Genomic DNA, 22,397 nt, shown 5'->3' with positions numbered 1-22,397 from the left:
TCGTTTCCTTTCATCACCCAGGAAGATTTCCATCATGAAAAAGACATTCCTCGCCTGCATCGTCGCCGCCAGCTTCGCGCTGCCGGCCCTCGCCCAGCAGCAGCTCACCGTGGTCAACTTCGGCGGCGCCAACGCCAATGCCCAGAAGAAGGCCTATTACGAGCCCTACGAGAAGACCGGCACCAAGATCATCCCGGTCGAATACAACGGCGAACAGGCCAAGATCAAGGCCATGGTCGAAACGAAGAAGGTCACCTGGGACGTGGTCGAAGTCGAATCGCCCGACGCGGTGCGCGGCTGCGACGAGGGCCTGTTCGAGAAGCTCGACTATTCGAAGATCGGCAGCAAGGCCGACTTCCTGCCGGCCGCGGTCACCGACTGCGGCGTGGGCCTGTTCGTGTGGTCGACCGTGATGGCCTACAACGGCGAGAAGCTCAAGACCGCGCCCACCAGCTGGGCCGACTTCTGGGACGTGAAGAAGATCCCCGGCAAGCGCGGCATGCGCAAGGGCGCGCGCTACAACCTCGAGTTCGCGCTCATGGCCGACGGCGTGAAGCCGGCCGACGTGTACAAGGTGCTCGCCACCAAGGAAGGCGCCGACCGCGCGTTCAAGAAGCTCACCGAGCTGAAGCCCAACATCCAGTGGTGGGAAGCCGGTGCGCAGCCGCCGCAGTTCCTGGTGGCCGGTGACGTGGTGCTGACCACGGTGTACAACGGCCGCATCGACGCGGCCAACCGCGAAGGCCGCGACCTCAAGATCTACTGGCCGGGCGGCATCTACGACCTCGACTACCTGGTGATCCCGAAGGGCGCCCCGAACAAGGAAGCCTCGCTGAAATACATCCAGTTCACGATGCAGCCGGCCAACCAGGCGGTCTATGCCCAGAGCATCGCCTACGGCCCCACCAACACCAAGGCGCTGGCCTCGCTCAGCCCCAAGGTGCTCGCCGACCTGCCGACCTCGGCGGCCAACGCCAAGGATGCACTGCAGTTCAGCGTCGGCTTCTGGGCCGACCAGGGCGAGGCGCTCGAGAAGCGCTTCGCGTCCTGGGCCACGCAGTAAACGAGCGGCGCGAAGAAGGCCATGCACGCGGCAACGTCTGTCCCCCAGGTTTCGATGCAGGCTCCGCCCGGCGAGCTTCGGCGTGCGCTGGGGCGCGCCGAAGCCCGCCGCAAATGGCGCGCCTTTGCGCTCACGGTGCCGCTGCTGGTGTTCCTGCTGCTGACCTTGCTGGTGCCCATCGTGGCGCTGCTGCAGCGCGCGGTCGAGAACCCCGAGGTGGCCAACGCGCTGCCGCGCACCGTGCGTGCGCTCGACGGCTGGAACCGCAAGGAGGCGCCCGCGCCAGCGGCCTTTGCGGCCATAGCAGCCGATCTCGCCCAGCTGCCCGACAGCTCCGACGCGGGCGCCCTGGCGCGCCGCCTCAACACCGAGATTGCAGGCGCCCGCTCGCTGGTGATGGGCACCTTCCGGGCGCTGCCGATCGCCGGCACGCCGGAAGAAGTCAAGGCGCGCATGCTGGAGCTCGACCCGCGCTGGGGCGAGGCGCCGTACTGGCAGGCGATCGCCAAGAACGGCTCGCGCTGGACGCCCGACTACCTGCTCGCCTCGGTCGACCTGCGGCGCGACGTGGCCGGCGAGATCGAGCGCATGCCCGCCGACCAGCGCGCCTTTGCCGGCATCCTGCTGCGCACCTTCCAGATCAGCGCCGTCGTCACCTTCTTCTGCCTGCTGCTGGCCTATCCGCTGGCGTGGTGGCTGTCGACGCTGCCGGCGCGCAAGGCCAACGTGCTGATGATCCTGGTGCTGGTGCCGTTCTGGACTTCCATCCTGGTGCGCGTGGCTGCCTGGATCGTGCTGCTGCAGTCCGAGGGGCTGGTCAACCGGGGCCTCATGGGCATCGGCCTGACCGACCATCCGCTGGCGCTGCTGTTCAACCGCACCGGCGTGATCATCGCGATGGTGCACATCCTGCTGCCCTTCATGATCCTGCCGCTCTACAGCGTCATGAAGAGCGTGCCGCCCACCTACCTGCGCGCAGCCGTCTCGCTGGGCAGCTCGCCGCTGGCGGCCTTCTTCCGCGTGTACGTGCCGCAGACCTATCCGGGCATCGGCGCCGGCGCGCTGCTGGTCTTCATCCTGGCGATCGGCTACTACGTGACGCCGGCGCTGCTCGGCGGCGCGGACGACCAGATGCTGAGCTACTACATCGCGCGCTACACCAACGTGGAAATCAACTGGGGCATGGCGTGCGCGCTGGGCGCCGTGCTGCTGGTGGCCACGCTGGTGCTCTATGCCGTCTACCGCCGCATCGGCAAGGCCGAGCTGAGCCTCGGATGAGCCGCACGAAAGACAGACGAACATGTTGAAGCTTCCCCAATTCCCGGCCTATGCCACCTTCGCCGACAAGCTCGGCTGGTGGCTGGTGCGCGGCGGCTGCGTCGCGGTGCTGGCCTTCCTGCTGGCGCCGATCCTGGTGGTGATTCCGCTGTCGTTCTCCGACAGTTCGTTCCTGGCCTACCCGATCCCGGGCTGGTCGCTGCGGTGGTATCGCAACCTCTTCGAATCGCCCGAGTGGGCGCGTGCGGCGCGCAACAGCTTCATCGTCGCGCCGGCCGCCACGGTGCTGGCCACCGTGCTGGGCACGCTGGCGGCGGTGGGGTTGTCGCGCACGAGCTTCGCCTTCAAGGGCCTGCTGATGAGCGTGCTGATCTCGCCGATGGTGGTGCCTATCGTGGTGGTGGGTGTCGCCACGTACCTCTACTTCGCGCCGCTCGGCCTGGCCGACACCTACCTTGGGCTGATCGTGGTGCACGCGGCGCTGGGCGCACCTTTCGTGCTGACCACGGTGCTCGCCACGCTGGCCGGCTTCAACCAGAACCTGGTGCGCGCATCGTTGAGCCTGGGCGAGACGCCGTTCAGGACCTTCATGCGCGTCACGCTGCCGGTGATTGCGCCAGGCGTGATCTCGGGCGCGCTGTTCGCCTTCGCCACCTCGTTCGACGAAGTAGTGGTCACGCTGTTCCTCGCGGGGCCCGACCAGGTCACGCTGCCGCGCCAGATGTTCACCGGCATCCGCGAGAACATCTCGCCCACCATCGCCGCCGTGGCGACGCTGCTGATCATCTTCACCACCACGCTGCTGCTCGCGCTCGAATGGCTGCGCGGCCGGCGGCGCTGAACCCGCTCCACACGATGCCGATCACCACGACACCGAACCAGCCGCTCGGCGGCAACACCATGCCGCGCTTCGCCGGCCCCGGCACGATGATGCGGCTGCCGGCCGCAACTTCGCCGGAGGGGCTGGACGCGGCGTTCATCGGCGTGCCGCTGGACATCGGCACTTCCAACCGTCCGGGTGCACGCTTCGGGCCGCGCCAGATCCGCGCCGAATCGGCGCTGCTGCGCCCCTACAACATGGCCACCGGCGCGGCGCCTTTCGACCGGCTGAACGTGGCCGACCTGGGCGACGTGCCGATCAACACCTATTCGCTCGAAAAGTCGATCGACATCGTTTCGACCTTCTACGACTCGGTGCTGGCCGCCGGCTGCGCGCCGCTGACGCTGGGCGGCGACCACACCATCGCGCTGCCGATCCTGCGCGCGGTGGCGCGCAAGCACGGCCCGGTCGCGCTGGTGCACGTCGATGCGCATGCGGACGTCAACGACGACATGTTCGGCGAGCGCATCGCGCACGGCACGCCGTTCCGGCGCGCCGTCGAGGAAGGCCTCCTGGCCTGCGACAAGGTCTGGCAGATCGGCCTGCGCGGCACCGGCTATGCGGCGGACGATTTCGACTGGCCGCGCGAGCAAGGCTTCACGGTGGTGCAGGCGCACGAGGTCTGGTACCAGTCGCTCGCGCCGCTGATGGCGCAGGTGCGCGAGCGCATCGGACCGACGCAGCCGGTCTACATCAGCTTCGACATCGACGGCATCGATCCTTCGTTTGCTGGCGGCACTGGCACTCCGGAGATCGGCGGGCTCACCGTGCCGCAGGCATTGGAGATCGTGCGCGGCTGCCGCGGGTTGAACGTGGTGGGCGCCGATCTGGTGGAGGTCAGTCCGCCCTACGACACGAGTGGAAACACTGCGCTGCTCGGGGCCAACCTCCTTTACGAAATGCTCTGCGTACTCCCCGGTGTACCTTTCCGCTGACACCGGCCACTCATTTCTCCCAGGACAACACGACACCATGGACACGAAGACTTCCCCTCTCTCGCTGCTGAACGACCCGACCCTGCTCAAGACCGATGCGCTGATCGCCGGCGAATGGACAAAGGGCGCCAGCCGCTTCGACGTGAACGACCCGGCCACCGGCCTGAAGCTCGTCGACGTGGCCAACCTCACGCGCGCGGACGCCGAGCTCGCCATTGCCGCTGCCGACAAGGCGCTCGCCGCCTGGCGCGGCAAGACCGGCAAGGAGCGCAGCATCGTGCTGCGCAAATGGTTCGACCTGCTGACCGCCAACACCGAAGACCTCGGCCGCCTCATGACCGCCGAGCAGGGCAAGCCCTTCGCCGAGGCCAAGGGCGAGGTCGCCTATGCCGCCAGCTTCGTCGAGTGGTTCGCCGAAGAGGCCAAGCGCGTGAACGGCGAGGTGCTGCCGCAGTTCGACAACAACCGCCGCCTGCTGGTGATGAAGCAGGCCATCGGCGTGTGCGCGGCCATCACGCCGTGGAATTTTCCGCTCGCGATGATCACTCGCAAGGTGGCACCAGCGCTGGCCGCAGGCTGCACGGTGGTCATCAAGCCGGCCGAACTCACGCCGCTCACCGCACTGGCTGCGGCCGAGCTGGCAATGCGCGCGGGCATTCCAGCGGGCGTGCTCAACGTGCTCACGGCCGACAGCGCCAACAGCATCGCGATCGGCAAGGCGCTGTGCGAGAGCGACGTCGTGCGCCACCTGAGCTTCACCGGTTCCACCGAAGTGGGCCGCATCCTGATGAGCCAGTGCGCGCCGACGGTCAAGAAGCTGTCGCTCGAACTCGGCGGCAACGCGCCCTTCCTGGTGTTCGACGATGCGGACGTGGACTCGGCAGTCGATGGCGCGATGGCCAGCAAGTACCGCAATGCCGGCCAGACCTGCGTTTGCGCGAACCGGCTGTATGTGCAGGACGGCATCTACGACGCCTTCGTCGAGAAGTTCGCGGCCAAGGTCAAGGCGCTCAAGGTCGGCAACGGCTTCGAGGATGGCGTGGTGCAGGGACCGCTGATCGAGGATGCGGCTCTCGACAAGGTGCAGCGCCACGTCGACGACGCCGTCGCCAAGGGCGGCAAGGTGCTCGCGGGCGGCCACCGGATGCAGGGCCAGTTCTTCGAGCCGACCGTGGTTGCCGAAGCCACCTCCGACATGCTGTGCGCGCGCGAAGAAACCTTCGGTCCCTTCGCACCCGTGTTCCGATTCAAGACCGAGCAGGACGGCATCGATGCGGCGAACAACACAGAGTTCGGCCTCGCGAGCTACTTCTACACCCGCGACGTGGGCCGGATCTTCCGCGTGGCGGAAGCGCTGGAATACGGCATGGTCGGCATCAACGCCGGCGTGATCGCCACCGAGCATGTGCCGTTCGGCGGCGTGAAGCAGTCGGGCCTGGGGCGCGAGGGCTCGCACCACGGCATGGACGACTACGTGGAGATAAAGTACCTCTGCCTGGGCGATATCCAGAAATAGGAAACGAGGAAGGGCGGGGACAGCGCCCCGCCCTGCCCGCTATCGCGCCAGCACCGGCGCCAGGGCCACTCCCGTGTGCGTGCCGAGCCGCACCACTTCCTCCGGTGCCGCCGCGGCCACGATGCGCCCGCCGGCGTTGCCACCCTCGGGCCCGAGGTCAAGGATCCAGTCGGCCTCGGCGATCAGGTCGAGGTCGTGCTCGATCACCACCACGCTGTGGCCGCCGTTCACCAGCCGGTGCAGCACGTGGATCAGCTTCTCGACGTCGGCCATGTGCAGGCCCACGGTCGGCTCGTCGAGCACGTACAGCGTGTGCGGCGCCTTCTGGCCGCGGCGGGTGACGTCGTCGCGCACCTTGCTGAGCTCGGTCACCAGCTTGATGCGCTGCGCCTCGCCGCCCGAGAGCGTGGGCGAAGGCTGCCCCAGCGTGAGGTAGCCGAGCCCCACGTCCTTCAGAAGCTGCAGCGGGTGGCTGATGTTGGGCATGGCCGCGAAGAACTCGACCGCCTCGTCCACCTCCATCTGCAGCACCTCGCCGATGCTCTTGCCGCGCCAGCTCACGGCCAGTGTCTCGGGGTTGAAGCGCGCGCCGTGGCACACCTCGCAGGGCACCTTCACGTCGGGCAGGAAGCTCATCTCGATGGTGCGCACGCCCGCGCCCTCGCAGCCGGGGCAGCGACCTTCGCCGGTGTTGAAGCTGAAGCGTGCCGGGCCGTAGCCGCGCGCCTTGGCTTCGAGCGTGTCGGCGAACAGCTTGCGGATGGTGTCCCAGAAGCCGATGTAGGTGGCCGGGCAGCTGCGCGGCGTCTTGCCGATGGGGGTCTGGTCGACCTCGAGCACGCGGTCGATGGACTCGTAGCCCTCGACGCGGTCGCAGCCGGACCAGGCCGGGCGCTTGCCCGCGGCATCGGCGTCGCGGCCGGCCTTGGTCATGCGCTGGACCACGATGGCATGCACGCTGGCCAGCAGCACGTCGCGCGCCAGCGTCGACTTGCCCGAGCCGCTCACGCCGGTGACCACCACGAGGCGGTGCAGTGGCAGCGTGGCCGTCACGTCCTGCAGGTTGTGCAGGTCGGCGCCGTGCACGGTGAGCCATGCATTGGCATTGGCTCCCTCCCCTCCCGGGGGAGGGTTGGGGTGGGGGCTGGCGGCGCTTGCACGGCCAGAGGCCTTGTTGGAGGCCGTCGTGCCCCCTCCCCGGCCCTCCCCCGGAAGGGGAGGGAGAGGAACAAGCCGCCGTGCGTGCAAGGGATGCTTGATCGCATCGCGCAGGTAGCGCCCGGTCTGCGATTCGCCGGCCTTCTGGATGTCGGCCACCGAGCCCTCGGCCACGAGCCGGCCGCCGCGCTTGCCCGCGCTCGGGCCGATGTCGATGATGTGGTCGGCGCGGCGGATGGTGTCTTCGTCGTGCTCCACCACCACCAGCGTGTTGCCCTTGTCGCCGAGTTTGTGCAGCGCGTCGAGCAGGATCTGGTTGTCGCGCGCATGCAGGCCGATGGTCGGCTCGTCGAGCACGTAGCACACGCCCTGCAGGTTGCTGCCCAGCTGCGCCGCCAGGCGGATACGCTGCGCCTCGCCGCCTGAGAGCGTGGGCGCGCCGCGGTCGAGCGTGAGATAGCCCAGGCCCACCTCTTCCAGAAACTCCAGACGGCTCCTGATCTCGGGCACCAGGTCGCGCGCGATCTCGGCTTCACGGCCCGCGAGCGCCAGCCCTTCGAACCACTGCCGCACCTCGGTCACGCTCATGCGCGCGAGCTCGGTGATGCCGATGCCGCTCAGGCCATCCGCCGGCGAGGCGCCGAAGCTCACGGCGCGCGCCGTGGCGTTCAGGCGCGTGCCCTCACATGTCGGACAGGCGGTGTCGGCCAGGTCCTCCACCTCGGGCTCGGCGAAGGTCTGTTCGCGGCCCTTGTTGTCGTCATCGCGGATGGAATCGTCGAAGACCTTGCGCTGGTCCTTGCTGAGCTTCACGCCCGTGCCCACGCAGTCGGGGCACCAGCCGTGCTTGCTGTTGTAGCTGAACAGGCGCGGGTCGAGCTCGGCGTAGCTGGTGCTGCACACGGGGCAGGCGCGCAGCGTGGAGAACACGTTCACACGGCCGATGCCCGAGGCCGACACGCCGGCCATCATCGCGGCCTTGAGCCCGTCGAGCTCGCTCAGCACATGCACCACGCCCTTGCCGTGTTCGAGCGCCTTGGCAAGCGCCTCGCGCAGCTCGGTTTCCTTCGCGGGCAGCACGTCGAGGCTGGCCACCGGCAGCTCGATGCTGTGCTCCTTGAAGCGGTCGATGCGCGGGAAGCCGGTGGTCGGCAGGAAGTCGCCGTCCACGCGCAGGTGCGTGAAGCCGCGCGGGCGCGCCCAGTCGGCCAGCTCGGTGTACACGCCCTTGCGGTTGCTCACCAGCGGCGCGAGCAGGCCGATGTGCTGGCCCTTGAAATTGCGCATCAGCTGCGCGGCGATGCTGTCGGGCGTCTGCGGCTGCACGGCGGCGCCGTCGTGGATGCAGTGCTGGATGCCCAGCTTCACGTACAGCAGGCGCAGGAAGTGCCAAACCTCGGTGGTGGTGCCCACCGTGCTCTTGCGGCCGCCGCGCGACAGGCGCTGCTCGATGGCCACGGTCGGCGGAATGCCGTACACCGCGTCCACCTCGGGCCGGCCGGCCGGCTGCACGATGCTGCGCGCATAGGCGTTGAGCGATTCGAGGTAGCGCCGCTGCCCTTCGTTGAACAGGATGTCGAAGGCGAGCGTCGACTTGCCCGAGCCGCTCACGCCCGTCACCACGCTGAACTTGCCGCGCGGAATGTTCACGCTGAGGTTCTTGAGGTTGTGCTCGCGCGCATTGACGATCTCGATCGCATGGCCGCCGGGCGCCGTCTTCGCATTGGCGATGTAGCGCCGCGCGGCGCGCTCGGCCACCTTGTAGGCCTCGGGGCCGATCGCCAGGTCGTAGTCGGCCAGCGCCGCGCCGGTGAGCGAGGCGCGGTTCTCGCGCAACTGCTCGGGCGTGCCCTCGGCCACCACCATGCCGCCGCCCTCGCCGCCTTCGGGGCCGAGGTCGATGCACCAGTCGCTGGCGCGGATCACGTCGAGGTTGTGCTCGATCACGATCAGCGAATGGCCGGCGTCGAGCAGCTTGCGCAGCGCGCGCATCAGCCGCGCGATGTCGTCGAAGTGCAGGCCGGTGGTCGGCTCGTCGAACAGGAACAGCGTGCCCCGGCGCGCCACCGACTGCTTGCTCGCGGTCGCGCTCTTCGCCGCTTCGGCGAGGAAGCCCGCGAGCTTCAGGCGCTGAGCCTCGCCGCCGGAGAGCGTCGGCACGGGCTGGCCGAGCTTGACGTAGTCGAGCCCCACGTCGGAGATCGGCTGCAGCACGCGCAGCACGTCGCGATCGGCCTCGAACACGGTGGCCGCTTCGGCCACCGTGAGGTCGAGCACGTCGGCCACGTTGTAGCTCCTGCCCTTGCGCTCCACGCGCACTTCGAGAATTTCGGGGCGGTAGCGCTTGCCGTCGCAGTCGGGGCAGCGCAGGTAGACGTCGGACAGAAACTGCATCTCGACGTGCTCGAAGCCCGAGCCGCCGCAGGTCGGGCAGCGCCCGTCGCCGGAGTTGAAGCTGAACTTGCTCGCGGTGTAGCCGCGCTGGCGCGACAGCGTGGCCGTCGCGAAGATCTCGCGGATCGCGTCCCAGGCGCCCACGTAGCTCGCGGGGTTGGAGCGCGCGGTCTTGCCGATCGGCGACTGGTCGACGAAGACCACGTCGCCGAGGTGATCGGCGCCGAGCATGCGGTCGTGTGCGCCGGGCGTTTCCGTGGCCTTGCCGAAGTGACGCATCAGCGCAGGCGCCAGCACGTCCTGGATCAGCGTCGATTTGCCCGAGCCGCTGACGCCGGTGACGCACACCAGCCGCGCGAGCGGGAACTCGACCGTGACGTTCTTCAGGTTGTGCTCGCGTACACCTTCGAGGATGAGCCGGTGCGTGTTCTCGCTCACGAGCCGCTTGAAGCCCATGCCGATCTTCTTGCGCCCGCCCAGGTACTGGCCGGTGAGCGTGTCGGCGTCGCGCAGCTGGTCGGTGGTGCCGTCGAACACGATCTGCCCGCCGCGCGCGCCGGGGCCTGGGCCCATGTCGATCACGCGGTCGGCCGCGAGCATCACGGCCGGGTCGTGCTCGACCACGACCAGCGTGTTGCCCGCATCGCGCAGGCGCAGCATGGCCTCGGTGATGCGGTTCATGTCGCGCGGGTGCAGGCCGATGCTGGGCTCGTCGAGCACGAACAGCGTGTTGACCAGCGAGGTGCCGAGCGCGGTCGTGAGGTTGATGCGCTGCACCTCGCCGCCGCTCAGCGTGCGGCTCTGGCGGTCGAGCGTGAGGTAGCCGATGCCGACGTCGTGCAGGTAGCGCAGGCGGGTGGTGATTTCTTCGAACAGCAGCTTCAGGGCCTGTGCTTCCCCGGTCTTGGCTCCTTCCCCCGCTGGGTGAAGGCTGGGATGGGGGCTCGCGGCCTCATTCGAGGCAGCAGGGCTTGCAGGCGCTGCCGGCCCCCACCCCTGCCCTCCCCCGGCGGGGGAGGGAGAAACACCCATGCGGTCGAAGAATTTACGCAGCCGCTCGATCGGCAGCAGCATCAGGTCATGCAGGCACAACCCCGGCAGTGCCTCCAGCTGAGCCCGCGTCCACTTCGCCCCCGTCGGCATGAATCGCTTCCCGGGCGGCAACACCGCGTCTGCATCTTCCTTGCTGCCGATGCGCCAGATCAGGCTGTCGAGCTTCAGGCGCGCGCCGCTGCAGGTCGGGCATTGCGTATAGCTGCGGTACTTCGACAAGAGCACGCGGATGTGCATCTTGTAGGCCTTGCTCTCCAGGTAGCCGAAGAAGCGCCGCACGCCATACCACTGCTTGTTCCAGTTGCCTTCCTTGTAGTTGGGCGTGCCCTCGATCACCCAGTGCTTCTGCTCCTCGGTGAGCTTGTTCCAGGGCGTGTCGCGCGGGATGCCGGCGGCCTCGGCGTGGCGCATGAGGTCGTCCTGCGCTTCTTTCCACGCGGGCGTCTGGATGGTCTTGATGGCGCCGGCGCGCAGCGTGAGCTTGTCGTTCGGAATCACGAGGCCCAGGTCGACACCGATCACGCGGCCGAAACCGCGGCAGGTGTCGCAGGCGCCCACGGCCGAATTGAACGAGAACATCGACGGGATCGGGTCGGCATAGCGGATGTCGCTCTCGGGGCAGTGCAGGCCGGTGGAGAACTTCCACACGTCCGTCGGTGCGTTTTCCTCGGCGCCGGTCGCATGCACGGTGACGCGCCCGCTGCCGCGCTTGAGCGCCACCTCGATCGCCTCGACCACGCGCGCCCGCTCGGCGCCCGATGCACGGAAGCGGTCGGCCACCACGTCGAGCACCTTGCGCGGACCGGTGGGCGTGGCCACCTCGCGCTCGGCCTGCACGCGCGTGAAGCCGCTGGCCGACAGCCACTGCGTCACTTCCTCGGCCGTGGTGCTCGCTGGCAGCTCGACCGGAAAGGTGACCACGAGGCGCGGATCGCCCGCAGCCGCCGCGCGCTCGACGATCTGCGCGTAGATGCTGTCGGGCGAGTCGTGGCGCACCGGCAGCGCGGTCTCGCGGTCGAACAGGTCGGCCGCGCGCGCGAACAGCAGCTTCAGGTGGTCGTTCAGCTCGGTCATGGTGCCGACCGTGGAGCGCGAGGAGCGCACCGGGTTGGTCTGGTCGATGGCGATGGCGGGCGGCACGCCCTCCACCTTGTCGACGGCCGGCTTGTCCATGCGGTCCAGGAACTGGCGCGCGTAAGCGGAGAAGGTCTCCACGTAGCGCCGCTGGCCTTCGGCATAGAGGGTGTCGAAAACGAGGCTCGACTTGCCCGAGCCGCTGGGCCCGGTGACCACGGTCATCTCGCCTGTGCGGATGTCGAGGTCGAGGTTCTGGAGGTTGTGCTGGCGCGCGCCGCGAATCCGGATGGAGCCCTGTGTCATGAGTGCCTTGGGGGGTGGGGCAAACATTCTAGGGAGTGGCTCATGACGGGTTCGTGCAGTACTTCACAAGGTCGGTGGCTTCGCAGGGGTTTGTCCGGATGGAGTTGAAGACACTTTTAGAAACAAATAGCACATTTGTTTTCGATTGCTTCCGAGCTTGTCGAGAGGAGAAATTTCCATGAAGAAGATGACGCGCACGCTGTGTGCCGCCGCGCTGCTGGCACTGTCGGCGGCCGGCGCTCCGGCGCAGATCCTGATCGGACAGACCGCCGGCATGACCGGCTCGGTGGCCGCGGGCGTGAACGAGACCATCGGCGGCGCCCAGCTGGTGATCGATGCGGCCAATGCCCAGGGTGGCATCCACGGCGAGAAGATCGAGATGATCCGCATGGACGACGCTTTCGACGTCAAGCGCGCCAGCGAGAACGCCCGCGTGCTGATCGAGGACAAGAAGGTGCTGGCGCTCTTCATGAGCCGCGGCACGCCGCACTCGCAGGCCATCATCCCGTGGCTCGACAAGTACGACGTGGCGCTCATCGGCCCCTCGACGGGCGCGATGGTGCTGCACAAGCCGCTGCAGAAGCACGTGTTCAACGTGCGCGCCACCTACCAGCGCGAGGCCGAGAAGGCGGTGCAGCACCTGCTGACCATCGGCCTCACGCGCATTGCGGTGGTGCATGTGACCGACTCGTTCGGCGCGGACGCGCTCGAGGGTGCGATGACCGGCTTCACCAAGGGCAAGGCCAAGCCGGTCGTGACCATTCCGGCCGACCGCGAGAAGCCCGACTACAAGACCATCGTGCCGGCCATCAAGGATGCCGATGCACAGGCCGTGGTGTGGATCGGCTCGGGCGTCGCCGTGGTGGACGGCATCAAGGCGCTGCGCGCCGCGGGCTCCGCGGCGCAGGTGGTCACGCTGTCGAACAACGCTTCGTCGGGCTTCATCAAGCAGCTGGGCGACGCGAGCCGCGGCGTGATCGTGACGCAGGTGTTCCCGAACGAGCGCTCGCTCGGCCAGCCGATGGTGAAGGAAGCCCTGGCCCTCGCGCAGGCCAAGGGCCAGGCCGAACTGTCGCCGGCCACGCTCGAAGGCTTCGCCTCGGCCAAGGTGCTGGTGGAGGCGCTGCGCCGCGCGGGCCCCAAGCCCACACGCGCAAAGATCGTGGCGGCGCTCGACAGCCTGCGGGGCTACGACCTGGGCGGCGGGCTCGAGGTGAGCTACTCGCCGCAGGACCACAGCGGCATCGATTTCGCGGACCTGTCGATCATCAGCGACGGCAAGTTCAAGCGCTGACCGCCGCGCGGCGCCTTCCTACTTCGGCGCGGCGGCGGGCGCCGTTTCGTGCGCTGCGTCGGCGCCATGCTTCTCGCCCGACATGTCGACCTTGTCGCCGGCCTTGGAAATCACGAACAGAGCGATGGCGGCAAAGACGATGAAGCCGACGGCGAGTTTCCACATGGGTGCTGTCTCCTGACGAGGTTGATTCAAGGGGCTCAAGAAAAAGGCTTCATGCGGTTGGCATGAAGCCTCTTTGTTGAACGGAGGGCGGATGGCGCCCTCCTCTGCGCGAGCAGCGATCAGTCGTTGGCGTAGATGTCCACGTTCTTCGTTTCGCGGATGAAGAGCGTGCCCACCACCAGCGTGACGCCGGCGATGATGATCGGATACCAGAGGCCGTTGTACATGTTGCCGGTGGAGGCCACGATGGCGAAGGCGGTGGTTGGCAGCAGGCCGCCGAACCAGCCGTTGCCGATGTGGTACGGCAGGCTCATCGAGGTGTAGCGGATGCGCGTGGGGAAGAGTTCCACCAGCATCGCGGCGATCGGGCCGTAGACCATTGTCACCAGCAGCACCAGCCAGAACAGCAGCAGCACCGTCAGTACCTTGTTCATCTTCGCGGGGTCGGCCTTGGCCGGGTAGCCCGCGACCTTCAGGTCTTCGGCCACGCTCTTCTTGAAGGCGGCGATTTCCTTGGCGGAGCCCTCGTCGAACTTGGAGTTCACGACGTTGCCGACGGGCGCCTCGACCGACTTGTCGCCGATCTTCACGACGGCCTTCGAGCCCGGCGCGCCGGCCACGTTTTCATAGCTCACCGAGTTCTGCACCAGGTAGCGCTTGGCGATGTCGCACGAGCTCCTGAAGTCGATCTCGCGGGCCACCGGGTTGCCCTGGAACGAGCAGGTCGCAGGGTCGGCCGTCACCGTGACGCCGGCCGTGGCCTGTGCACGGGCCAGGTCGGGGTTGGCGGCTTCGGTCAGCATCTTGAAGACCGGGAAGTAGGTGACCACGGCCAGCAGGCAGCCGGCCATGATGATCGGCTTGCGGCCGATCTTGTCGGACAGCGTTCCGAAGACCACGAAGAACGGCGTGCCGATCAGCAGCGCGGCGGCGATCATCAGGTTGGCCGTGGTCGCATCCACCTTGAGCTGTGCCGTCAGGAAGAACAGCGCATAGAACTGGCCCGAATACCAGACCACGGCCTGGCCTGCCGTGAGGCCGATCAGCGCCAGGATCACGATCTTGAGGTTCTTCCACTGGCCGAAGGATTCGGACAGCGGCGCCTTCGAGGTCTTGCCCTCGGCCTTCATCTTCTGGAAGGCCGGCGACTCGGACAGCGAGAGCCGGATCCACACCGACACGCCGAGCAGCAGGATCGACACCAGGAACGGAATGCGCCAGCCCCAGTCGTTGAACACCGCTTCGCCCATGCCTTCGCGAACGCCCAGGATCACCAGCAGGCTCAGGAACAGGCCGAGCGTGGCGGTGGTCTGGATCCACGAGGTGTAGGCGCCGCGCTTGCCGTGCGGCGAGTGCTCGGCCACGTAGGTGGCGGCGCCGCCGTACTCGCCGCCGAGCGCGAGGCCCTGCAGCATGCGCAGCGCGATCAGGATCACCGGCGCAGCGACGCCGATGGTCGCGTAGCTGGGCAGCAGGCCGACGATGAAGGTCGACAGGCCCATGATCAGGATCGTCACCAGGAAGGTGTACTTGCGCCCGATCATGTCGCCCAGGCGGCCGAACACGATGGCACCGAACGGACGCACCAGGAAGCCCGCGGCGAACGCCAGCAGCGCGAAGATGAAGGCGGCGCCCGCATCGAGGCCGCTGAAGAACTGCTTCGCGATGATCGCGGCGAGCGAACCGTAGAGATAGAAGTCGTACCACTCGAACACGGTGCCGAGCGAGGAGGCGAAGATGACCTTCTTCTCCTCCGAGGACATGGGCCGGGGGGCCGGATGCGGCACTCCCCGTGAATCTAGTGTGGCTGCCATTGCGTCGTCTCCTGTGTGTGTGCGTTCATGCGGCGCCCGACTGTTTCGGGACCGTGAGGCATTCTTGGAGGCGCGACTGACCCGAGCCTTGCGCGAAACTGAACCGGTGCTTACGGTTTAAGGTGAAACCCGCGGGGCGCGTTTCAGGTTGTAAGAAATCCGGGGGTCGCTCAGTTTTTGCTGCTGCGCAGCAGGGACGGGCGCTGGTCCGCCGAGGTCCATTGCGGGCCGTCGAACCACGCATCGCCCGACAGGTAGGCGCGCAGCATCTGCAGGCCGTCGAAGCCCCAGAACAGGCGGCCGTCGACCACATAGGCGGGCGTGCCGAACACGCCGAGCTGCAGGGCCTCGTCGGTGTTGCGCTTGAGCAGGGCCTTGCTCTCCTCGCTGTTCGCGTCGCGCTTCGGCGCCAGCTGCGCGGTGAGCGCGGCGAGGCGCGCGGCGTCGCCCGCGTCTTCGCCGCCGCGCCACACATGGCGGAAGATGGTCTCGGCCACGAAGCGGCTGATGCTGCCGTCGTCGCTCGTCGACACTGCCAGCCGCAGGTGAGGCAGCGGGTTGTAAGGGTGCGAGGCGGGCATCTCGATCCGGATGCCGTTCGTGTGGCCCAGCCAGAGCACGTGGCGGTAGGTCCAGCTGCGCTTCGACGGAATCTCCACCGGCCCGAGCTGGCCGTGCTGCTTGAGCAGCGCCCCCAGCAGCACGGGCTTGTAGGCCACGCTGCAGCTCAGGCCTTCGAGCGCCTCCGGCAGGTGCTCGAACGCGAGGTGCGCGTAGGGCGAGATGAAGTCGAGATAGAAGTCGATGTGCTTCATGCGGCGTTGTCTCCTGAAGCGCGCCAGATGCCGGCCCGCGCCCGCAACTCTATCGCGCGCCACACGTGGCGTCGCGTTTCGTCCTCCATCCGGCTCCAGCCAGCGATCTCCGGGATGGTGCGCAAACACCCTTCGCAGAAGCCGCTCAGGCGGTCCATGCGGCACACGGAAGAGCACGGCGAGGGCACGTCGTCGGCCATGGCCTGCACGGCCACGGCGCGCTCGGCCAAGGTCTCGGCCTCGTCGAAGTTCACACCACGTCCGCCACCGGCGCGCCGGTGAGCTTCTCGAGGTCGTGCGGGCGCAGCTGGAACACCGCATGCGGATGGCCCGCGGCCGCCCAGATCTCCTCGAAGCGGAACAGCTCGCGGTCGATCAGCACCACGGGCTTGGTCACGTGCCCGACCGGCGACACGCCGCCGATGGTGAAGCCGGTGCGCGCCTTCACGAAGTCGGCGTCGGCGCGGCCGGTCTTGCCGACCAGCGCATCGACCTTCTTCTCGTCGACGCGCCTGTCGCCCGAGGTAATGACCAGCACCGCCGCCTCATCGCTCTTGCGGCGGAAGATGATGCTCTTGGCGATCTGGCCGACCGAGATGCCGAGCGCGTCGGCCGCCTGTTGCGCGGTGCGGCAGGCGTCGTCGAGCATGCGCGGGGCATGCGGATGGCCGGCGTCCTGGAGCACGCGCGAGACGCGCTGGACACCGTCGGGAAGGGAATGGAGTTCGGAGCCGCACATGGCAGGTTCAGCAGGTTCTGGGTTCATCGAGGCCCCAGAGCATACGGAAAAGCCTGCGCCGCCGCCCGGGGTGCACCAATGCGAAGAGCGTCGCGGCGCCAGGGCGCACGAGGCCCGTGCGTCCGGTGCCGGGCCCGGGGGCGTTTTCGGTGCGCAACCGGCCGGCCAGGGCGGCCGCGGCACCCGCATGATCGGGCATGGATATTGCTTATCCCTCGGTTCACAGTGCCTCCGCTAACGACGGCGGGGTTCAAGCGAGCCGGCGGCCGACAAGCCGCGAGCTCGTCTGCTCCAACCCAATTTCGCATCCGTTCCGTCGCGGGGCTCTGCTGCCGCTGTCTGCCACGACAGCGCGGCGCTGCACCTCCAAGGGCCGGCTGCGTGCAGGACCCCCAATGAAGATCGCAGTCATCGGCCACGGCATGGTCGGCCACAAGTTCCTCGAGCAACTCCACGAGCTCGGCGTCGCGAACGCGCAAGTCACCGTGCTGTGCGAGGAGCCCCGCCCGGCGTACGACCGGGTTCACCTGTCCGAGTTCTTCGCCGGCAAGACGGCGGAAGACCTGTCGCTCGTCGAGCCGGGCTTCTTCGAGCGCAGCGGCTTCACGCTGCGCCTGGCCGCGCGGGCGGTAGCCATCGAGCGGCGCAACAACACCGTCACCACGGCCGACGGCGAAGTGGTGCACTACGACAAGCTGGTGCTTGCGACGGGCTCCTTCCCCTTCGTGCCCGCCGTGCCCGGCCGCGACCGCCCGAACTGCTTCGTCTACCGCACCATCGAGGACCTCGAGGCCATGAAGGCCTGCGGCGCCCGCTCGAAGAGCGGCGTGGTCGTCGGCGGCGGCCTGCTGGGCCTGGAATGCGCCAAGGCGCTGCGCGACATGGGCCTCGAAACCCACGTCGTGGAGTTCGCACCGCGCCTGATGGCCGTGCAGGTCGACGAAGGCGGCGGCCGCGCCCTGCGCAACAGCATCGAGGCAATGGGCCTGCACGTGCACACCGGCCGCAACACGGTGGAGATCACCGACGGCGCGACCGCCCGCCACCGCATGGTGTTCGCCGACGGCACGCACCTGGAAACCGACATGATCGTGTTCTCCGCCGGCATCCGTCCGCGCGACGAACTGGCGCGCCAGAGCGTGCTGGCCGTCGGCCCGCGCGGCGGCGTGGCGGTCGACAGCCACTGCCGCACCAGCGACCGCAACATCTACGCGATCGGCGAATGCGCGTCGTGGAACGAGCAGACCTTCGGCCTCGTCGCACCGGGCTACGACATGGCCCGCGTGGCCGCCAGGCACATCGCCGGCCAGGACGACGCCGCCTTCACCGGTGCCGACATGAGCACCAAGCTCAAGCTGATGGGCGTGGACGTTGCAAGCATCGGCGACGCGCACGGCAAGACGCCGAAGTCGCGCGCCTACCAGTACGTCGACGAGCGCAAGCAGATCTACAAGAAGATCGTTGTCAGCGAGGACGGCAAGCAGCTGCTGGGCGCGGTGCTGGTCGGCGATGCCGCCGAGTACGGCACGCTGCTGCAGATGGCGCTCAACGGCATCGCGCTGCCCGCCGACCCTGAATTCCTGATCCTGCCGTCGAGCGACGGCAAGGCCAAGCCGGGCCTGGGCGTCGATGCGCTGCCCGACACCGCGCAGATCTGCTCGTGCAACAGCGTCACCAAGGGCCGGATCTGCGAGGCCGTGGGCGAGGGCGTGTGCACCGTCGCCGAGCTGAAGGCCTGCACCAAGGCCGGCGCCACCTGCGGCGGCTGCGTGCCGCTGGTCACGCAGGTGATGAAGATGGAGATGTCCAAGCGCGGCATGGCGGTCAACAACCACCTGTGCGAGCACTTCCCCTACTCGCGCCAGGAGCTGTACCACCTGATCCGCGTGGGCGAGATCCGCAGCTTCGCCGACCTGCTGGCAAAGCACGGCAAGGGCCTGGGCTGCGACATCTGCAAGCCGACGGCCGCGAGCATCTTCGCTTCGTGCTGGAACGAGTTCGTGCTGAAGAAGGACCTGGCCAGCCTGCAGGACAGCAACGACTACTTCCTCGGCAACATCCAGAAGGATGGCACCTACTCGGTGGTGCCGCGCATGCCGGGCGGCGAGGTCACGCCCGACGGGCTGATCGCGGTGGGCCAGGTGGCGAAGAAGTACGGCCTGTACACCAAGATCACAGGCGGTGCGCGCGTGGACATGTTCGGTGCGCGCGTCGAGCAGCTGCCCGCCATCTGGGAAGAATTGATCGCGGCCGGCTTCGAATCGGGCCATGCCTACGGCAAGTCGCTGCGCACGGTGAAGAGCTGCGTCGGCTCCACCTGGTGCCGCTACGGCGTAGACGACAGCGTCGGCCTGGCCGTGGAACTGGAGAACCGCTACAAGGGCCTGCGCGCGCCGCACAAGATCAAGTTCGGCGTGTCGGGCTGCACCCGCGAATGCGCGGAAGCGCAGGGCAAGGACGTCGGCATCATCGCGACCGACAAGGGCTGGAACCTCTACGTGTGCGGCAACGGCGGCATGAAGCCGCGCCATGCCGAACTGCTCGCGAGCGACCTCACCAAGGCCGAGCTGATCCGGCTGATCGACCGCTTCCTGATGTTCTACGTGCGCACGGCCGACCGCCTGCAGCGCACCAGCACGTGGCGCGAGAACCTCGAGGGCGGCCTCGACTACCTCAAGGATGTGCTGCTGCAGGACACGCTGGGCCTCGGCGACGAGCTGGAAACACAGATGCAGCGCGTGGTCGACACCTACCAGTGCGAATGGAAGACCGCGGTGAACGACCCCGTCACGCGCCAGCGCTTCCGCTCCTTCGTCAACAGCGAGAAGCCGGACGAGCACATCGTTTTCGTGCAGGAGCGCGGCCAGATCCGCCCCGCCCGCGTGGAAGAGCGCGGCGAAGCCGCCTCCGACGTCTCGATGGCCTGAAGAACACCCAAGGAAATCCCATGACCCAAGACAAGCTTCAGTGGACCCCGGTGTGCGCGGCCACCGACATCCTGCCCGACACCGGCGTGTGCGCGCTGGTCGACGGCGTGCATGTCGCGATCTTCAGCGTCGGCCATGAGCAGGCGCTGTTCGCCATCGACAACATCGACCCGAAGGCGGGGGCCAGCGTGCTGTCGCGCGGGCTGGTCGGCAGCCTGGGCGAGCGCATCGTCGTGGCTTCGCCGCTCTACAAGAACCACTTCGACCTGCGCAGCGGCGAATGCCTGGAAGCGCCCGAGCACTCGGTGCGCGCGCATGCCGTGCGCGTGCAGGAAGGCCGCGTGCTCGTCGCGCTGGCTTGAGGCCCCAGTCTCCCTTTTCAGTTTCGTCTCCATCGCTTCCAAGGAACCAGAATGGCCTATCTAGCCCCCGCCGAATTCGTCACCAAGATGGTGGACGCCGGTGAATCCAAGCTGCTGATGTCCACGCGCGACACGCTCATCCGCTCGTACATGGCGGGCGCGATCCTCGCGCTGGCGGCGGCCTTTGCCGTGAGCATCACCGTGAACACCGGCAATGCGCTCGTTGGCGCGATGCTGTTCCCGGTGGGCTTCATCATGCTGTACCTGCTGGGCTTCGACCTGCTGACCGGCGTGTTCACGCTGGCACCGCTGGCCGTGCTCGACAAGCGCCCCGGCGCCACCTGGGGCGGCGTCATGCGCAACTGGGGACTGGTGTTCACCGGCAACTTCGCGGGCGCGCTGACGGTCGCGGTGTTCATGGCCGTCATCTTCACCTTCGGCTTCAGCGAGGCGCCCAACGCCATCGGCGAGAAGCTCGGCCACATCGGCGAAGGCCGCACCATCGGCTACTCCGCGCATGGCGCCGCCGGCATGCTCACGTTGTTCATCCGCGCCGTGATGTGCAACTGGATGGTGTCGACGGGCGTGGTGGCGGCCATGATGTCGACCACCGTGTCGGGCAAGGCGATCGGCATGTGGATGCCGGTCATGGTCTTCTTCTACATGGGCTTCGAACACTCGATCGTCAACATGTTCCTGTTCCCCACCGGCCTGATGCTGGGCGGCAAGTTCACGATCATGGACTACCTGATCTGGAACGAACTGCCCACGGTGCTGGGCAACCTCGTCGGCGGCCTGACCTTCGTCGGGCTGACGCTCTACTCCACGCACTACAAGACGGCGCCCAAGCGCGCCGCCAGCTGAGCCGGCCTGGATGCCGCGCAAGGCATTGCGCGTGACGCTCGGCCAGCATTCGCTGGCAGGGCGCAAATCGCCGGTCAACCAGGACTTCCACGGCGCCATGCTGCCCGAGGGGGCGCTGCGCGCCTCCAAGGGCATCGCGGTGGCGCTCGCCGACGGCATCGGCTCCAGCCGCGTGAGCCAGGTGGCGAGCGCGGCGGCCGTGCGGGGCTTTCTCGACGACTACTACGCAACCTCCGACGCGTGGTCGGTGCGCCGCTCCGCGCAGCGGGTGCTGGACGCCACCAACTCGTGGCTGCATGCGCAGACGATGCGCAGCGACGCGCGCTTCGACAAGGACAGCGGCTACGTCTGCACCTTCAGCGCGCTGATCCTCAAGGGCCGCGACGCGCACCTGCTGCACGTCGGCGATGCGCGCATCTACCGGCTGCATGCCGGCGCGCTGGAACAGCTCACCGAAGACCATCGCGTCAACGTGTCGTCGGCCGAGTCGTACCTCGGGCGCGCTCTGGGCGCGGGCGCCAATGTGGAGATCGACTACCGCTGCTGGCAGGCTGAGGCGGGCGAGGTCTACCTGCTGGCCACCGATGGCGCGTACGCGCATCTCGACAGCGGCACGGTGAACGAGGTGCTCGGCCGCTGCGGGGACGATTTCGACGCGGCCGCCCGGCTGCTGGCAGAAACCGCGCAGGCCAAGGGCAGCGACGACGACAGCACGGTCCAGCTGCTGCGCATCGACGAGCTTCCCGAAGCCGACGCGCCGCATGCGCAGCTGCAGCGCGAAGGCCTGGCGCTGCCGCCAGCCCTCGCGCCGAGGGACCGCTTCGAGGGCTTCACGCTCGTGCGCGAGATCCACATGAGCGCGCGCAGCCACGTGTACCTGGCCACCGACGAGGCCACGGGCCAGCCGGTGGTGCTGAAGCTCCCGTCGATCGACCTGCGCGGCGACCCCGACTACCTCGACCGCTTCGTGCTCGAGGAATGGGTGGCGCGGCGCATCGACAGCCCGCACGTGCTCAAGGCCAGCACCGTCGAACGCACGCGCAGCCACCTGTACGTGGCCATGGAGTACGTGGACGGCCAGACGCTGGCGCAGTGGATGGTCGACCACCCCCGGCCCGCGCTGGACAGCGTGCGCGGCATCGTCGAGCAGCTGGCGCGGGGCCTGCAGGCGCTGCACAGCAAGGAAATGCTGCACCAGGACATGCGCCCCGAGAACGTGATGATCGACCGCACGGGCACCGTGAAGATCATCGACCTCGCCGCCACCCACGTCGCGGGCCTGTCCGACGGCAGCGGCGAGCGCCGGGCGCTCGCCATCGAAGGCACGCTGCAGTACACCGCGCCGGAATACTTCACCGGCCATGGCGGCACGGCCCGATCCGACCTGTTCTCGCTGGCGGTGATCGCCTACCAGATGCTCGCCGGCCAGCTGCCTTACGGGCTGCAGGCGTCGCGCATCCGCTCACCCGCCGATGTCGGCCGGCTGCGCTATGTGCCGGTGCGGCATTTCCGTCCCGACCTGCCTGCGTGGGTCGATGCCGTGCTGCAGAAGGCGCTGCAGCCGCAGGCGGCGAAGCGGCAGGAGGCGGTGTCCGAATTCGCGCACGACCTCAGGGCGCCGGGGCCGGAGTTTCTTCGCCCGCGGTCACCCGCGCTGATCGAGCGCCGGCCGGTGCTGTTCTGGCAATGCACGACGGTCCTGCTGGCCGCGGCGGTGATCGTGCTGCTCGGGCTGCGCGCCTTCGGGCGCTGAAGAAGAC

At 68.0% G+C, this 22,397-nt stretch carries 16 protein-coding genes; 10 read left to right on the top strand and 6 right to left on the bottom strand.

Annotated features, from left to right (window positions below):
- Nucleotides 1-34: 34 nt before the first annotated feature.
- From AC1DFC_RS13260 to AC1DFC_RS13240, 5 genes are read left to right on the top strand one after another with little or no spacing between them, the layout of a single operon-like run.
- Nucleotides 35-1,063: an ABC transporter substrate-binding protein gene (locus AC1DFC_RS13260; protein ID WP_007827892.1), complete on the top strand. Its 1,029-nt coding sequence runs from the start codon at nt 35-37 to the stop codon at nt 1,061-1,063.
- A gap of 54 nt (nt 1,064-1,117) precedes the next feature.
- Nucleotides 1,118-2,341 carry an ABC transporter permease gene (locus AC1DFC_RS13255; protein ID WP_413332513.1) on the top strand — a complete coding sequence of 408 codons (1,224 nt, stop codon included), beginning with the start codon at nt 1,118-1,120 and terminating at the stop codon, nt 2,339-2,341.
- Nucleotides 2,342-2,363: 22 nt separating this feature from the next.
- Nucleotides 2,364-3,182, top strand: coding sequence for an ABC transporter permease (locus tag AC1DFC_RS13250; RefSeq protein WP_478179378.1), 819 nt, complete (start codon nt 2,364-2,366; stop codon nt 3,180-3,182).
- A 14-nt stretch (nt 3,183-3,196) separates the two neighbouring features.
- The gene (speB, locus tag AC1DFC_RS13245) at nt 3,197-4,156 is read left to right on the top strand and encodes an agmatinase (protein WP_042672569.1); all 960 of its coding nucleotides are present in this window, start codon (nt 3,197-3,199) and stop codon (nt 4,154-4,156) included.
- A gap of 37 nt (nt 4,157-4,193) precedes the next feature.
- The gene (locus tag AC1DFC_RS13240; RefSeq protein ID WP_478179377.1) at nt 4,194-5,672 is read left to right on the top strand and encodes an NAD-dependent succinate-semialdehyde dehydrogenase; all 1,479 of its coding nucleotides are present in this window, start codon (nt 4,194-4,196) and stop codon (nt 5,670-5,672) included.
- Nucleotides 5,673-5,711: 39 nt separating this feature from the next.
- On the opposite strand, the gene uvrA is transcribed toward AC1DFC_RS13240, so the two are convergent.
- A complete protein-coding gene (gene uvrA / locus AC1DFC_RS13235) occupies nt 5,712-11,657 on the bottom strand; it encodes an excinuclease ABC subunit UvrA (RefSeq protein WP_478179376.1) in 5,946 nt (1,981 codons plus the stop codon).
- Between the two features lie 178 nt (nt 11,658-11,835).
- Between uvrA and AC1DFC_RS13230 the strand changes: the two genes are divergently transcribed.
- The gene (locus AC1DFC_RS13230) at nt 11,836-12,951 is read left to right on the top strand and encodes an ABC transporter substrate-binding protein (RefSeq protein ID WP_413335594.1); all 1,116 of its coding nucleotides are present in this window, start codon (nt 11,836-11,838) and stop codon (nt 12,949-12,951) included.
- A gap of 18 nt (nt 12,952-12,969) precedes the next feature.
- On the opposite strand, the gene AC1DFC_RS13225 is transcribed toward AC1DFC_RS13230, so the two are convergent.
- The 5 genes from AC1DFC_RS13225 to AC1DFC_RS13205 form a co-directional block, all read right to left on the bottom strand.
- On the bottom strand, nt 12,970-13,116 hold the full coding sequence (locus AC1DFC_RS13225; RefSeq protein WP_007827873.1) for a hypothetical protein: 147 nt from the start codon (nt 13,114-13,116) through the stop codon (nt 12,970-12,972).
- 119 nt (nt 13,117-13,235) lie between these two features.
- A complete protein-coding gene (locus AC1DFC_RS13220) occupies nt 13,236-14,930 on the bottom strand; it encodes an MFS transporter (RefSeq protein WP_478179375.1) in 1,695 nt (564 codons plus the stop codon).
- A 170-nt stretch (nt 14,931-15,100) separates the two neighbouring features.
- On the bottom strand, nt 15,101-15,745 hold the full coding sequence (locus tag AC1DFC_RS13215) for a DsbA family protein (protein ID WP_478179374.1): 645 nt from the start codon (nt 15,743-15,745) through the stop codon (nt 15,101-15,103).
- Nucleotides 15,742-15,999, bottom strand: a complete 258-nt coding sequence (locus tag AC1DFC_RS13210; protein ID WP_007827867.1) for a DUF1289 domain-containing protein — start codon at nt 15,997-15,999, stop codon at nt 15,742-15,744. The genes AC1DFC_RS13215 and AC1DFC_RS13210 overlap by 4 nt, the downstream gene beginning before the upstream one ends.
- Entirely contained in the window at nt 15,996-16,484 is a 489-nt protein-coding gene (locus AC1DFC_RS13205) for a YbaK/EbsC family protein (RefSeq protein WP_007827866.1), read from the bottom strand. The genes AC1DFC_RS13210 and AC1DFC_RS13205 overlap by 4 nt, the downstream gene beginning before the upstream one ends.
- 395 nt (nt 16,485-16,879) lie before the next feature.
- Between AC1DFC_RS13205 and nirB the strand changes: the two genes are divergently transcribed.
- Genes nirB through AC1DFC_RS13185 form a run of 4 tightly spaced genes read left to right on the top strand, consistent with a single transcriptional unit; the run spans nt 16,880 to nt 22,390 of the window.
- Entirely contained in the window at nt 16,880-19,411 is a 2,532-nt protein-coding gene (gene nirB, locus AC1DFC_RS13200) for a nitrite reductase large subunit NirB (protein WP_478179373.1), read from the top strand.
- Between the two features lie 20 nt (nt 19,412-19,431).
- Complete coding sequence (gene nirD / locus AC1DFC_RS13195) at nt 19,432-19,773, top strand: nitrite reductase small subunit NirD (protein WP_007827864.1); 342 nt, start codon at nt 19,432-19,434, stop codon at nt 19,771-19,773.
- Nucleotides 19,774-19,824: 51 nt separating this feature from the next.
- Nucleotides 19,825-20,637 (top strand): formate/nitrite transporter family protein, encoded by an 813-nt coding sequence (locus AC1DFC_RS13190; RefSeq protein ID WP_007827863.1) that lies wholly within the window; start codon nt 19,825-19,827, stop codon nt 20,635-20,637.
- 10 nt (nt 20,638-20,647) lie between these two features.
- Nucleotides 20,648-22,390, top strand: coding sequence for a bifunctional protein-serine/threonine kinase/phosphatase (locus AC1DFC_RS13185; RefSeq protein WP_007827861.1), 1,743 nt, complete (start codon nt 20,648-20,650; stop codon nt 22,388-22,390).
- The last annotated feature ends 7 nt before the right edge of the window (nt 22,391-22,397 follow it).

The sequence above is a fragment of the Variovorax sp. 10L421 genome (assembly GCF_056395365.1).
The sequence above is the reverse complement of the archived record's forward strand: the minus strand, read 5'-3'. Positions and strand labels throughout refer to the sequence as shown.